General features: G+C 49.9%; 8 protein-coding genes. All 8 read left to right on the top strand.

Features of this window, described 5'->3' with window-relative positions:
- Nucleotides 1–250: 250 nt before the first annotated feature.
- The 8 genes from AB4111_RS21405 (at nt 251) to AB4111_RS21440 (ending at nt 15,079) form a co-directional block, all read left to right on the top strand.
- On the top strand, nt 251–3,640 hold the full coding sequence (locus tag AB4111_RS21405) for a tubulin-like doman-containing protein (RefSeq protein ID WP_442033140.1): 3,390 nt from the start codon (nt 251–253) through the stop codon (nt 3,638–3,640).
- Nucleotides 3,641–3,654: 14 nt separating this feature from the next.
- Complete coding sequence (locus AB4111_RS21410) at nt 3,655–6,090, top strand: transcription initiation factor TFIID (protein ID WP_442033141.1); 2,436 nt, start codon at nt 3,655–3,657, stop codon at nt 6,088–6,090.
- Nucleotides 6,091–6,328: 238 nt separating this feature from the next.
- The gene (locus AB4111_RS21415; RefSeq protein WP_442033142.1) at nt 6,329–7,612 is read left to right on the top strand and encodes a vWA domain-containing protein; all 1,284 of its coding nucleotides are present in this window, start codon (nt 6,329–6,331) and stop codon (nt 7,610–7,612) included.
- Nucleotides 7,613–7,631: 19 nt separating this feature from the next.
- Nucleotides 7,632–8,279 carry a beta-mannanase gene (locus AB4111_RS21420; protein ID WP_442033143.1) on the top strand — a complete coding sequence of 216 codons (648 nt, stop codon included), beginning with the start codon at nt 7,632–7,634 and terminating at the stop codon, nt 8,277–8,279.
- Nucleotides 8,280–8,482: 203 nt separating this feature from the next.
- Complete coding sequence (locus AB4111_RS21425) at nt 8,483–9,742, top strand: TRAFAC clade GTPase domain-containing protein (RefSeq protein WP_024632789.1); 1,260 nt, start codon at nt 8,483–8,485, stop codon at nt 9,740–9,742.
- Complete coding sequence (locus tag AB4111_RS21430; protein ID WP_442033144.1) at nt 9,739–13,002, top strand: GAP1-N2 domain-containing protein; 3,264 nt, start codon at nt 9,739–9,741, stop codon at nt 13,000–13,002. Before AB4111_RS21425 ends, AB4111_RS21430 begins: the two co-directional genes overlap by 4 nt.
- Before the next feature lie 487 nt (nt 13,003–13,489).
- Entirely contained in the window at nt 13,490–14,374 is an 885-nt protein-coding gene (locus tag AB4111_RS21435; protein WP_442033145.1) for an ABC transporter ATP-binding protein, read from the top strand.
- Nucleotides 14,375–14,599: 225 nt separating this feature from the next.
- Complete coding sequence (locus AB4111_RS21440; protein ID WP_442033146.1) at nt 14,600–15,079, top strand: glutathione peroxidase; 480 nt, start codon at nt 14,600–14,602, stop codon at nt 15,077–15,079.
- Nucleotides 15,080–15,252: the final 173 nt, after the last annotated feature.

The following is a 15,252-nucleotide window of genomic DNA, read 5'->3' on the forward strand; positions in this document are numbered from 1 at the left end:
TGATTTAAATTGATTGTTTGGTTTAAAAGGAATGCCAATAAAATTTGGGACCAACTGTTTACACGAGAACGCAGAGGACAGAAATAACGTGAAGAAGCGGAAGCGTTCGCCTTTATCCCCGGATTTTCACTTTGTAAAAGTGAATCGAAAAAATCTGGGGATAACAGCGATCGGAAGGTTATTCTGTCATCGGAGTGGCAAGTGTAATGAAGTTGTAGTTCCAACTTTGTTAATCAAAGGAGGACATGGAATGAAACCGATTGTTAGAGAACATATTCAGCAACTGGATGTATCACTTGGCGGAGGTATTGTCAGTGAGAAGATCAGAGTCGATACCATTGATAACCCCATTCTGATTATTGGTCTGGGAGGAACGGGAATTGATGCACTGCTGCGACTGAAATATCAGATCAACCGTCGTTTCAAGCTGCCACAGGACCCGGTGTCCAAGAAAAAAATGGACAAGCCGGACAATGTGGAGTTTCTGGCTTTTGAAACAAACGAACAGGATCGCGCTAAAAAGTATAAAGGAATCGGACTCGATCCGATCAATGAATTCGTATTGCTGTCCAATGCCGAGATTGGCGGACTTCTTCAGAATCGCAGCGTGCTGGAGCCGTATATTACGGACTGGCTGTCTCCGGAACTGAGCATCACGGACGGCATGAACGGCGCCGCAGGTGTGCGTCAGGCTGGACGTCTGCTCCTGTTCACCAAAATTAATCAGGTCGTGCAGGCCATCGACAAAAAGATTAAAACCTTATCTGTAGGCACCAACAAAAAACTGATGGTGTTCCTGCTGACAGGTCTGTCTGGCGGTACAGGCAGCGGTTGCTTCCTCGATATTTCCTATATCGTGCGCGGCATTATCGAACGGGATCACGGCTCTGCCGGGATTGACCGCGTGAATACGCTGGGCTACCTGTTCACGCCAGACGTGAACTTGTCCAACAAAAGCTTGAGCGAACACACGCGCGAATACATTCGCAAGAACGGTTATGCGGCACTCAAAGAGCTGGATTACTGGATGAACGTGGATAGCCGCGGCGAGCGGTTTACGCAGAAGTACGGCAATATTTTAACCGTCAACTCACCATTGCCGCCATTTAACCTGTGTCATCTGATCTCTGCGACGAATACCGAAGGCAAGTTGCTGGAGAACGCCTACGATTACTGCATGAACGTCACGGCCGAGAACATTACCAACTTCATGGCAAGTGAGGAGAAGCAGTCAGGTGAGGAGTTCGCGATCCATGACTATATCAGCAACATTCGAACCAATATTGCACAGATGAACAAGGTGTACCCGGCCAACTATGATTACAACATCATTGGTGCCTCTTCGGCTGTACTGCCGATCGAAGAGATGACCACGTATCTGGCGTATCGCATGTTCGACAAAATGAACACCATGTTCTCCAAAGCACCGAACCAGGAGGATACCGAGAAGTTTGCCCGCAAGCTGGGTATTGATCTCGAAGGTGTGGTCAAGTCCTTTGAAGCGCGCGTGCCAGAGCCGCTGCCTGGTTATCAGAACAGCGAGCGCCTATCCTATGGCAACGTGGTGAAATCCCAGGTTGTGAATATGGACACCGAACTGGAACAGAACTTCCTGGCACGTGCCCGTGAAGAATATATCAAGGCGAAGAAACAACTGCCAGGTGAGATTGCAGGTCAGTTCACCGAACAGATCCGGCGTATGTTTTTACATCCCGAACAAGGTCCGTTCTATGTCTCCCGTCTAATATATACAGAAAAAGGATTCTGTGTACTGAAGATGATTCAGTCATACATCGAAACCCTGCGTGAGAATGCCTTCCGTATTCCGCGTGATATTGAAGCGGCTCAGGAGCAGTCCGAAGAGAAACTGGGCGATGCTAAGAGTGCTTTTGTCTCCAAAGAGAAGAAAAAGAATGCTTATATTGAAGCAAAAATTCATGAGTACTGGCTTCACGCCGACGTGGAACGCAACGATCAGATGATCGAGTTCTATGAAGATCTGTATGAGTTGCTGAATCAGGAAAACAGCCGCATTTATAACGTATTTACCGAGACGCTGAACGCCCTTAGCTCGATATTCGCGAAGAACGGCGACCTGCTGACACGCGGCGAGGAACAATCCGATCACAAAGGCAACAAGACATACTATTGGAACGTCGTAAGTGTACCGGATATCGTCAGCGTGGTGGATGGGCTGTTGGATAAGCGTGATACAGATGATCTGATCCGCGACTTCTCCCGTGAATTGCTGGAAAACTCCAGCCAGTGGGTGAAAGAGAACGAGATTGATATCGTCAGCTCCATCTCCGACTTCCTGAGTGAGAAATTCGGTGATCTGATTACCCGTTCCATGGAAGATTTCCTGGTGATCAAATACGGTCAGGATGAGTCGGTCGAGAAATTCGTGGAACGTTTCATTGCTGGCAAGCTGGATGATGAGGCCGTTCCGGTGTTCAATCTGAGCAACAGTACGGGCAGTCTGCATTTCCCTTCATGGGGATTTGTATCGGTACCGGCACAGGCGCCGGGCATTCTGAAAGGGATACGTAATTATCAGAACAATGCGGTGGGCAAGTCCCATTTTACCGTCAAGGAAAGTGAAGTGCGTAACCGGATCTTCTGGCTGAATACCCGCAACGGGGTACCGCTCTTTGTGTATACTCCGCTCAAAGTATATGAGGAAAGCTATGAACGTACCATTCTGGACAAAGAAGGCATTGGTCGACACTTGGTGCAAACGGAGAAAAACAACTGGACCTATCTGCCGTCTCCGATTCCAGAGAAATCATGGGGAGATGTGTACGAGAACGCCCGTGTGAAGCAGTATAATGCTCGTGTGCGTAACGAGTTCGAGCAGGCGCTCGGATACAACATCGTGATAGCCAAATCCATTGATGAGAATACAAGCAACCGGTATGCGATTGTGACAACAGAAGCATTTGACTTGTCCGTCAAACTGGGAGCCTACGACATGCGTCTGACGTCCACCACGCCGAACCTCGGCGAAGTGAAGCGGGCCGTGATTGAACTGAAACGTCTGCAATCCGAAGGGTTGCCGCGTGTAGGGGTTAAGGATATTTTCGGCAGTATTAATGAAGATATGGCCAAAGAAAACCTGGTACGCTCTCCGCAGCTGATCGCACGTGTACGTGAGGAACTGGCGAAGATGAATGCCATCTCGGCCAAGGTCGCAGAACTCGAAGGCATTCTTGCCCAGTACCAAGACGAAGAGCAGTGGTACGACCGCTTCATCGAAGCGTTATATACCGACACCATCGTCAAAAAAGGTGCGCTCTACGTCTATGACCGTGACCCGGAAGAAGACGCATGGGAGCCATTCGCGAACTTGATGAAGAGCCGCAATTTTGCCGAATATGAAGTGTTTGGCAACTTCCGCGGTCTGGCGGAGAAGGATCGCAGTACATTGCTGCGCAAAGCCTCCCGCCGCGATAATGATCTGACGGCTTCAGAAGATATCACTCCATTGCTGACGAAGCTGGATGATCTGGCTGCGCTGTTCATGGAATCACGTGATCGCCTCGAATATGAGCGGGTAGAATTGGCTAACGGAGAAGACATCTATCAGTTCTACAGAACGATGTCGTCCAAGCTGAACGACATTCGCAGAAGGCTGAAGTAAGGGTGGCGGCCGGGATGGAGTTCAATTCGAACAATACCCTGAAGCGTGATCTGGAGAAGTATGCAACACAGTATGCAATAGAGCAGGAGCGTCAAGGCAGCCTGGGTGATGGACGCAGCAGTATCCATTACCCGGCGCTGTTCCTGTTTGTGGGTGATCTGGTTGCACCTGCCGTGTCTGCCGTGCAGGAGATCAATCGGCTGAAATGGGATAACGGAGACGGTGTGGTCTACATCCAGATTGGGACTGATGATCAGGAAGCGGGTCCAGGTGAAACGAGGAATGGTGGCTCGTCCGATGATGGTCAGGTAACTCGTCATCGCTTGCCTCTGTCTGCTGGGCAGACGGAGCGACCGTCCAAAACAAGGCGTAAAGATGTACACCGCAGTTTCCACGAATCGGATCAGGCGCTCTTTGACCTGAATCGTACGCTTCGTCGGGTCAGTAACCGCATTGCCGAATATGGTCGGCTGTACTCGTCATTTGATCGGATTTACGTTACGGTGGTAACCAGAGCGGATGATCCGTTGAATGTATTGTTGCCAGAGCTCACCAAGCTGACGGAGACCATTTTGTCTCAAGCCTTCAAGTCGGTGCAGACGGATCTGCATGTATTGGTCAGCGAGATGGAACAGGTGGATTCCTTCGGTTATGCCAGCGCAGCAGGCCTTGCTTTTCTAAGGGAGCTGGATTATATGCAGTCGCTGGACTACACGTTCAGCGGTAATCTGCTGGTGACGGAGGATGGGATCTCCATTCCGGTTACACATCACGCTTCACCGTTGTTTGATCTGGTATATCTGTTGTCCGACAAAAATGAGCGTGGAACCGGCGTTCCCGGTGGCTGGATTGAAAATGCCGAGATCATCTGCCGGATCTGCCTGTTGAAGAACAGGAAGCAGGATGCAACTCACTCGGGTACCGTTTCAAGCACGGGAACGAACACCTACAACAATACATCCTTCAAAAACAATATTCGGACCACCTCTGATCAGCATGGTTATGCAAGTGCGGGTTTTGCCGAGATCAGGCGGCCAAACAAGCCGATAGCACTGGCGGTGTTATATCACATGTACCGGTATCTTCTTGCACGCATGCGGCAGGAGCCGGATTGGAGCATCAAGGACAAGCTCGCTTTCTTCGGACTGGACGCGGCCTCGGTGGAACGCAAAGTCGAAGGCCTGCTGCCGAGTGAAGATCTGGTTAGTGGCATGAGTGGCATCATGACGCATAACGTCAGTTTCTCCGATCTGAAGCCGCTCTCGCTTCGTGAAGCGGAGAGAGCGTTGTTCGGACAAGGAGCTGAAGCGTACTTCCGTGATAACGTCGTCCGTCTTGTCGAAGAGCGTGTGCGCGAGCGCAGTTCTGGCGGCTCTCTGCGCCGTCAGGCCGAACAATCCCGCGCGGAGTATCCAGAGGTTGGTTACTTCCAGTGGGCAGCCTGGAGTGACAGTGAGCCTGGCAGTGTACGTGAAGCGCTGCTCGGACTGATTCGGGATAAATCGATGCAGCTTGAATCGGCACGTGCTCTGCTGGAGCAACGTCAGCAAGAGAGGGTGGAAGATCAGTCGTTCAAACGAGCGTTGTTCCGTGATAAACAGAATGTACGCAATCTGATTGACTGCATGCTGGAGCGAGTGTATGTACCGAAGGTAGAATTGCTGCGACTGGAAAATGAATTACATCTGCTGCGCATCTACGATACGGAGTTGGAAGAGCTTCACCAATTCAGTCGCCACGTGACAGCAGCACTTGAAGCGCTGGAACGCACACTGCGAGAGACAGCTACCCAAAGTATCGCTGCTGCGGATGAATACATCGGTCAGAACGTGATGGAGTACTACGGCAAAGTGACGGAAGAGCTAATCATCGACCTGGAAACCAAGCGCGGACGGGATGTATGGTTTGAGGACCGTTACATGGGAGACATGAACCGGCTTGCCACAGAAGGCGATGAACGTCTGCTGAAACGTCTGATGGAGGTATGTCACTCGTTGCTGCTTACGGCCGAGCCGTTGCGATTGCCATTTGAAGAAGAGCTGTTGCAGCGGGCCAATGTAACGATTGCCTACGGGGACAAAGATGTATTGACCCGGGATGATCTGTTCCGCAGGTTGTACCACACGCTGGAGGATCAGGCGGTCGTTCGGGTACGGGTATTCGATTATACGCAGGAACATCGGTATGAAGAGAAGTATTTCTTTGGTGACCATCATAGTGCATTCATGGACTACGCGGCGCATGCCGAAGAGACTTCACGCATCTATAAGCTGGGTGTTGTGTACGAAGAACGCAGCAGTGGTGTAGAGAAGCTGAATCTGATGGGCGGTTTCCATCTGGAGGATCTCATGGTGTATCGGAACGGCAAGGTATATTATGACTCGTACACGGAGAATGGTTATGAACTTCACCCCGCAGGTCTAGTGGAGAAGTTGTCACCCATCCGTTAAGAAGTTTCGCGGTAATATGGATGGAAGGGAGGTGCAAAGGGGCTGCTGATGCGAAGTTGCGCCGGGCAAACATGATGTTTGTCTGCAACTCCGTGATTGGACGCAGATCTGTTCTCCATCCAGTACACCGAATAATTATCAGAATCAATTTCATAACTCACTAAAATGGGTTCAACCTGCTACAATCTTGTATTAACTCAGCCTGCTTACAGCTGGTATGGAAAGGATGCATGTAGACATGCAGCGAAAAATCAATCTTCTCCTGGTCCTGTTCAGCCTGATTGGCGGGGCAGTGGGCTTTGCGGCAGGAGAAATCATGCTGCGTCAATGGCTTGGGCAGATGCCACGTCTGTTGCTAATGGGATTATACTTTGGCGTACTGGCGCTTAGCGTAGGATTGTTCTGTTTGATTGCCGAGATGATCTCACCCAAGCTGAATGGCGCTTCATGGAAGCTCCGATATCTGGGACTGTCGTGGAAATTGCTTGTTCCGGCAACGCTGGCTCTGTTGTTTGTTGTTGGACTCGCTCTGCAATTGTTGTATCAGATCAATCCGGGCGGTGTGAAGCAAGTGAAGGACATCGTACTGATGATCGACAACTCGGGCAGCATGAATGATACAGATCCGGATAACGGACGCTTTGAAGCAGCCAAGACACTGATCAGCCAAATGGAGAGTGACAAACAGGTAGCTGTCATTACGTTTGATGACCAGCCGCAGTTGTTGCAGCCCTTTATTGCGCTAGATAGTGAAGCGGCCAAAAATGAGGTTTATAGCAAAATAGATGGCATTGTCACGACTTCGGGCGGCACCAATTTTGATGCCGTGCTGCGGGAAGGCATGGAACAGATTCAGGGCAAACAGGACCCGAAACGTGGTACGGTCGTCATCTTGTTATCCGATGGCTTCAGTGAAGCGGATACGGCCGATATCTTGTCCCAATATACCAAGGAACAGATTTCCATCAATACGGTGGGCCTAAGCCTGGTGGACCCATCGGGTACGGATCTGCTGCGTAATATTGCCCAGCAAACGGGTGGCATGTACTATGATGTACCGGACTCAGGTGGTCTGAATCTGGCATTCCAGCAGATCTACGATACGATTGATGAGCGGACGCTGGTGACGGAACGTACAGGCATGATGGAACATAGCGTTTATCTGGCGATTTTCCGTGTGGCAGCCGTATTGCTGATTGGAGTAGCACTGGGTGTATCACTCGGACTCGTATTCGATAATCGTCATCTCGCGCTCAGCTTTGGTATTGGTGGAGCGGTGTCGGGTCTTCTGGCAGGGCTTTTGCTGGAATGGGGCCTCGACGGTTCGAACGTGGGGGATACCTTCGTACGACTTGGTGCAATGCTTATCTTGTCAGGCGTATTGACCCTGTTCTCCTGGATTGTTCCAATCAAGGAGAACACGCCACGGAAGAGCCGAGGTCGTCGTGAAGCTGGCGGCGGAACTTCTTCAGCTGAAGGATTCGGTCAGAGACCTAGAGATACACGCAGCAAAGGATTCTAACGTCGGGAGGTCAATGGAAATGCGATTTACGGATGCTGACCCTTCGACACCCTTGATTCGAAAACTGACACTTGCGGTGGACGAAGGACGTTGTACACTTCGCTGGCTCTGGCCGGAACGGGTAGAAGCTGTATATGTGGAACGGCTGGAGCTGGATATGATGAGCGATGATCGTATCGGGGAAGAGCCTGCACAGGGCAAGCTGAAGCTGTACACGAGAGAGGAATATAAGGCGAGCAATGGTTATACGGATCGGATCACAGGTTTTGGTGCCATCAAGTACACGGTGTATGTGTGTCAGATGCAGGAAGATGGGCCTGTGCTGATCCGTCAACGAGATGAGGACAATATGGTGATTGCAAGCGCTGGGAAGGCGGATATCCGCTTTTCCATTCGCTACAAGAGCGGTTTTTTTCAGAAACGAAAAAGTGTATTGATCACCGTCACAGCGGAAGTGCCCGTTCCGAAGGAAGCCCTCTGTTATGTTCGCAAACAGGGCGGGGTTCCGTTGAATAAGGAAGATGGTACGGTGTATCCTTTTGTGAGTGATTTTGCTCCCGGAAGAAATGAGATGCCGCCCGTGGAAGTCGCCAAGGATGATTATGTGCGGTTATTCTTCACGGACGGACCGAAATATGGAGCCGCCTATAGATTAATATCAAACTAGATCGTTAGGCTAATTTTTTACACAGAAACGGAGAGGACAGAAATAACCTGAAAAAGCGAAGCGTTCGCCTTTATCACCGGATTTTTCCCTTTAGAAAAGGGAATCAAAAAAAATCTGGGGATAACAGCGATTGGAAGGTTAATCTGTCATCGTAGTGGGAGTGTAAATCATCTTAGTCTGACTGATCAGGGAGGGGAGTGGCTATGAGCTTTTTTAGTCGGTTTTTGAAGAGACAACAGCCGGAGGAACGCCCGCTGTTTTACGATATTGTCTGTCCTTATTGTTTTAGTAAGTTTTCACCGGAAGAGGTGGTGTTCCGCGCCGCCCATCACCGCGATGATGATGAGGACTACGCACTCGGGGAAGATGCGAAGTTGAATCGGTATCGTGAGCGATTTGGACTAGACACGGTATTTGATATGGAGGCCGTATTGGCTCCGCATGATGTACCGGAGGAACACCGGATTTATTCCGATAACATCGTGATGGGGCTGAACGATCGGTACGGTGTCGTTACACGTCGCAGACTGTGTCCGCAGTGTCATAACGAGCTGCCTGTTACGGCGGGTAAAGCACCGAGCAATATCATTTCCATTATCGGTGCATCCCAGGTGGGGAAATCCGTCTACATGACTTCATTGATCCATACGTTGCAGCATTATACGGCCGATCATTTTGACGCGGCTTGCATGCCACTGAATGCGGAGATCAGCCGCCGATTTCGTGCGGATTATGAAGAACCGTTGTTCGAACGGGGCGATCTGCTGGATTCCACACAGAAGGAGAAGCTGCAGGAGCCATTTATCTTCCAATTTGTATTCAAGGACGAAGATAAAGCACCGCTGACGCTGGTGTTTTTTGACGTCGCAGGTGAGGGTATGGTGGAGCAGGATTATCTCGGACTTCACGGGCAGCACATCAAGAACTCGGCAGGTATCCTGTTCATGGTGGACCCGCTTCAGATTCGTTCGATTCGGGACAAAATCCGCATTAACCTCGGCAATGAGCCGGGAGAGTGGACACCACGATACGATGAGCCGCGCGACGTGGTGCTGACGATGTTTGGAGATTTTATCGCGTATCAGGACAAAGCCAAAACGAATATTCCAACTGCTGTTGTGCTTACCAAAAGCGACATGCTGCATTCCCTCAAGGATGAAGAGGGGGATTATATCAAATCCAACAGTAACGTCTTCCGCAACATGGTTCACCGCGATTGGTTCGACTTAACCGAGTTCGAGAATATCGACGGGGAGATCCGCCGTTTTATCGAGAAGGTGGATCGTCCGTTCAAGGGCACGATGGATGTGTACTTCAAGGATACAGCCTATTTCGCAGTATCTGCGCTGGGCAGCAATCCGGTAGATATGAAATTGCAGGGTGTGGTTAGCCCGATCCGCGTGGATGAACCCTTCCTGTGGCTGCTTTACAAGCTGAAGTACATTGAGGGGAGAGTGGGATGATGCGTTCTTCCGTAACCCCGCCCATTGAACAACAATTGTATACCCGAGAGCGGCGCGGGGTGTTTCGCACAACAGAGGGGTTTGATACGGTTGCGGCATCGCCGGGACTGGACCCTTCTTTTATCAAAAAAGTGCTTCACCCCTACTGTGTCTATGACGCTCCAGCGGAGCTAACAGGCCGTAGCGAGAAGGACGAGACGAAGTTCCCGGCTTCCATTCATCTGCTTCATCTGGAGAGCGGAGAGACCATTCTTGGGCAAAATGTGTACCAGTCTGCGGATTTCACGGGGCTGCGCAGTGCCTTTTTTGCTCATAATTACGTCTTGTCTCCCGAGCGCTCGGAAGAACAGATGAAGCAAGGCGGCTGGCTGGATGCCGTGTTCGCCACGTCCTATGACATCGAACAAGGTACAGTACTGCCTACGCTTGCTGAATTGCCTATATCACCTGGAAGCGGACAGGGTGCGGCAAGAGATGCAGCTGCTAGACAAGAAGGATGGACTCAACCTGGCGCTAGTCTGAGTGCAGATTCATCGCCAAGCCAGATACTGAGCGCCTTGAAGATGAACGAAGTGCTGTTCAAGCGCCTGCTTTACGCGGTAATGCAGTCCGTAGCGACACGCAGAAAAGTATACATTGCGCTGGACCTTCCCGCAGAAGAAGTGACCGCAGGGGCCAAAGGCTTGCTACGTTTGCTGTACACGGCGTTACCATACGCATTCCGGCGGCAGCTGGGATTCATGACGTTTGCCAAGGAGCCGCAGGCCAAGAAGGGCATCCATATCCAGTTTGTCGAGCGGGGGACGTTACGTCCGAAAGACCGGAATACGGAGAAGGACTTCACCTTTGATATGGTATCCGGCAGAGTGACGCATGCGGATGCATCTGTGGCGAAGTTACCTTATGCGGACTTCGCCTGGGCCTTATTGCAGGAACCGGGCGCTGCGGATGCGTTCTATACATTTGCCGACGAGATGTTGTCTGGCATGGAGCCTGGACGGGAGCTTTCCATCGAAGCCTATGGCGAACTCTCGGTGTTCTATGGACTTGAACAAGGCATGGAAGATCTGTACTTGGATAACAAAAGCCATGTCCTGAGTGGTTTATTGACCTATCTGAAGCCGGAAGGAGGAGCACGGCAGCGTTCGCGTCTGAACGAGCTGTTCCTGACCTTGCTCAGCCGTGAACTGGACAGCGTGAAGCGTGAGAACGTACCCGAAGAAGCGGTTGCTGCTCACATTGGAGAATATTTCAGTGTTGCCGCACCCGTGGTGCAATCCCGGATTGTGGACTATTTCATCTATGGTGTGAATAATGCCCGCGCCCAGAAGCGTATGCGTGCTGTGCAGGAATTGTATGCTGTCTTGGATCGGGATACGCAGCTGAATCGGGCTTTCTTTGATAAAGTGCTGGCCAATGAATCACTCACCAAGCTATTGTTCGAGCCTTATCTGGACAATCAACTGAAACGCACCGAATCGGCAGCAAACGTCGTGGAAGTGATCCGAAGATGGGTTACGTCCCATCCATCTGCAATCCACTCCAGTTTCTTGCTGGAGCGGACAGCCGGTGAGCTGCGTGAACGGTTACGTTCTGCACCGAGTCCGGTGCAATCTGCGAATGAAGCACTCCAGCGCGTTAGCATACTGGATCGGGTACCAGCTGAAGGCATTTATGATACAGGTATTACGGCACGAATTGGTCAGTCTGAATCTACAGCCCGCCCTAATCGAAAAGGGGGATCTCCGGCTGTTGGTCAAGATCCGGCATATCAGGAGGAGTTAACCCGTCTTGCAGACAAGCTTGCTTATGTCATTAACCTGTTTATGATTCAGGATCTGGATCTGGAACGGGTTAACCGTGAGCAGCTACTTAGCATCGATATATTGCAGCATGGCAATGAGGTACGGGATTGGGCAGCACGTCAGGGCGCTGATGTATCTGCTCGAACCAACATGATGCTGGCTGCGAGAGTGTGGCTTAGTGGCGAGGGAAATGAAGAAGAGGCATTGGAGGCACTTTCCCTCCCAGAACGCAATGAACTTCAACGCTGGACACGTCGCTGGCTTGCCGGGGAGCTGCAGGCTCATCCGGTGATTGCGGCCTATGAAGCTTTGCCGATGGCTTTTTATCGGGGAGGAAGCGGTAGCAACCGACTGGACTACCCTGGCCTGATTGAATTCGTCCGCAGCCATGCAGACCGTGCTGAAGGGCTGTATCCATTCTTCGAATGGTCAGGGAATCAGCGGATGTTTGTCCGGGGGTCCAATGCACATAAAGGATATGCGGATGCCCTCGTGGCGTATTTCAAGGCCCATGACCGTGAAGCTTTCAAGTCGAAGTCGGCTTTCAAACCGTATTATGCGAGAGCGAACAAGACAATGAAGCCCGTCTATGACCGTGCGAAGACGGAATTGTCCTCTCCACTGGTGCGGATGCTGACAGGTAAAAGGAAGAATCTGTTCGGGTTACTCCTCTTGATCCTGGTTCTGGGTATTGCTGGCGGTACATATGCATGGATGAAAGATTCTGTAGAGCCGCCAGCGGCATCTCCTCCATCTACCCAGGATCCTGCCATACCGGCTGAACCCGAGGTACAACTTGCGGAGCAGATTGCTTATATGATTCCTGCGAGTGAACAGGAGGGTACGCAATCAACTGCTCAACTGGTGATCCGTTTCAGAAACGATACGGGAAGCACTGAGTTTGAGCAAGGCAAACTTCAATTGACAATGAAAGATGGCAGTACTCAGGAGCTGGATACCACAGGCAAGTGGGAGAGCTTTAATCGGAATGAAGAGCCGGATACCCAAGAGCCTTCTGATGGTAGTTCAGGAAGTACTTCCGAAGGAAGCGCGGATGGGACGTCAGCGGGTACCGTGGGGAACACAGAGCAGGCGGAGGATGGTGATCCACAGGCAGACCCATCAACATCGGGTGATTCCACTTCAGATCCTGTTACCGGTACAACAACGGATACAGGGGCGAATACATCGTCTAATGCTGCGAGTGGAGACACGGATCAAGGCAACGATGCAGATCAAGCTACTACAGGTTCGACATCGCCTGACACATCAGTATCCAATGAAGAGGATGCGACCACTCCTGCACAGATGTCTATTGGAGATGCAGATCGTCTCTATCCGTATGGATTGCAGATCGATCTTCCAGCTGATCTTGATGCTGAGAGTATTGCCAGTGTGCAGAGTACTCAAGGCGGCATGACCGTAATCCAATTGATGCCGCAGCCGAAGCTGTAAGTTATTTTATATGAGCATGTTGCATAGATTTATTAAGTGCTTTTGATCCAATATTGAAAAATGCGGACTTCATACCTTATTAAACGAGCGTATGTGAGGTGACCTTGGACTTTAGATTTCAAGGTCATCTTTTTTTTTGATCCACACCCCGGATGCAGCAATCGCATGAAAAAATCATATATTCACATTTCCGACACAAATTTAACGATTCAAGAGTTCAAGAGATAAGCGGAAGTGATGAAATGCGCGTAGTGAATGAGAAAAGCTCTCATATTTATTTATAAAGATTAACTTAAAACTACTTAAAAAGATCGGAATAAAGCTTGGAACAAGCAGAAGATTTGCATTTTCATGTTGACAAATGATAATGATTATCAGTATCTTTAGTGTAGAAGATATTTGCGTCGGAAATACACAGAATTATAATTTCGTTTTCGTTGTCATAGCCGGATTACATAACCGGGATAAATGAGAGAGGGATGATCGCATGTTTCGTCTGGAGACGACCAAGCTGGATATCGCTTATGAGGAAAGACTAATTGTAGAGGATCTGAATATTCAGATTCCCCAAGGAAAAATTACAGCACTTGTTGGAGCCAATGGATCAGGGAAATCAACCATCTTGAAAACGATGGCACGTATTATGGCTCCAAAAGCAGGTAATGTATTGCTCGACGGGAAGTCCATCCATAAACAATCCACGCGTGAAGTTGCCAAGCAGCTTGCGATTTTGCCACAGAATCCAACAGCCCCTGAAGGACTTACCGTTACTGAACTGGTATCGTATGGTCGCTTTCCTTATCAAAAAGGATTTGGCTCCATGCGGGCGGAAGACAAACGTATGATTGAATGGGCTATTGAAGTGACAGGCATGACAGAATTCCACGATCGTCCGATTGATCAACTGTCCGGTGGACAGCGTCAGCGTGCCTGGATTGCCATGGCACTTGCTCAAGAGACGGATATCCTCTTCCTGGACGAGCCTACAACGTTCCTGGATATGGCTCACCAGCTTGAAGTACTACAACTGCTTGAGCAGCTGAATGCCACAGCTAACCGTACCATTGTTATGGTTGTACATGACTTGAATCATGCTTCCCGTTATGCACATCACATGATTGGTATCAAAAAAGGTAAAGCCATTGCTCATGGTTCACCTGTGGAAGTCATGAACTCGGATGTGCTTCGTGAAGTATTCAACATTGAAGCAGATATCGTGATTGATCCGCGTTCCGGTGTACCACTCTGCTTGCCCTATGCACTTGCAGGCGAACGCCAGCAACCGAAGCAGCCGGAGCAGATGGTCATGAACAGTGCAATGGTTCATGCTGGAGGACGGACAGAACAGCGCGTTCAAGCGACAGGAAGTTAACAGAATGGGCCATATGCTGGTCCTGCATTATAGAAAGAATGAAGCCGCTGTGCGCTATGCACGCGGCTCATTCTTATTCATGGGAGCAAAACAATATGGGGAGACCCGGAATTTGGTAATCACATCGGATCAGGTTTATAATAATAAGACAGGCTGTATGTTCATTGGTTATACTAACGTGCTCGGAGCAGCCCAATCCAACACTTGTCATGGGAGGAATCAGTCATGTCCGTATATTCATATCAAGCGGTAACCACCGCGAATCAAGAAGTCTCACTGGATCTGTATCAAGGTAAGGTATTGGTCATTGCCAATACAGCTAGCAAGTGTGGACTGACCCCGCAATACGGTGAATTGCAAAAACTCTATGATCGTTATCGCGATCAGGGTCTCGTTGTACTGGGGTTCCCTTGTAACCAGTTTGGAGGGCAGGAGCCAGGTACAAGTGAGGAAGCTGAGTCATTTTGCCAGATTAACTATGGTGTGAATTTCCCGGTGTTTGCCAAGGTAGATGTGAATGGTAAGGATACACATCCCCTGTTCCAATACCTGAAGGAGCAACAACCTGGCGCAGGTGAAACAAGCGACATCCAATGGAACTTTACCAAGTTCCTTGTTAACCGTGAAGGTGAAGTGGTCGGTCGTGTTGAACCGAAAGAATCTCCTGAGACAATGATCGCAGATATCGAGAAATTGCTCGGTTAAACCATGATTGTTTGAGAAGCCTGTCCTTGCATGTGCAAGGACAGGCTTCTTTGATTATTTTATTTTATATACGTGGCTTATTGGAGGATAGAACCTCCGTTGTAATCCTAACGGGTGGAGAATTGACTGAAGCAGCATAAGGGATAGTTATTCCAGCTGTCATCGCGGTGATG

Source organism: Paenibacillus sp. 2KB_22 (assembly GCF_052115745.1).
Taxonomy (GTDB): domain Bacteria; phylum Bacillota; class Bacilli; order Paenibacillales; family Paenibacillaceae; genus Paenibacillus.

Coding starts and splice junctions, on each gene's coding strand:
- AB4111_RS21405 (WP_442033140.1), top strand. CDS start 251: ATGAAACCGATTGTTAGAGAACATATTCAGCAACTGGATGTATCACTT.
- AB4111_RS21410 (WP_442033141.1), top strand. CDS start 3,655: ATGGAGTTCAATTCGAACAATACCCTGAAGCGTGATCTGGAGAAGTAT.
- AB4111_RS21415 (WP_442033142.1), top strand. CDS start 6,329: ATGCAGCGAAAAATCAATCTTCTCCTGGTCCTGTTCAGCCTGATTGGC.
- AB4111_RS21420 (WP_442033143.1), top strand. CDS start 7,632: ATGCGATTTACGGATGCTGACCCTTCGACACCCTTGATTCGAAAACTG.
- AB4111_RS21425 (WP_024632789.1), top strand. CDS start 8,483: ATGAGCTTTTTTAGTCGGTTTTTGAAGAGACAACAGCCGGAGGAACGC.
- AB4111_RS21430 (WP_442033144.1), top strand. CDS start 9,739: ATGATGCGTTCTTCCGTAACCCCGCCCATTGAACAACAATTGTATACC.
- AB4111_RS21435 (WP_442033145.1), top strand. CDS start 13,490: ATGTTTCGTCTGGAGACGACCAAGCTGGATATCGCTTATGAGGAAAGA.
- AB4111_RS21440 (WP_442033146.1), top strand. CDS start 14,600: ATGTCCGTATATTCATATCAAGCGGTAACCACCGCGAATCAAGAAGTC.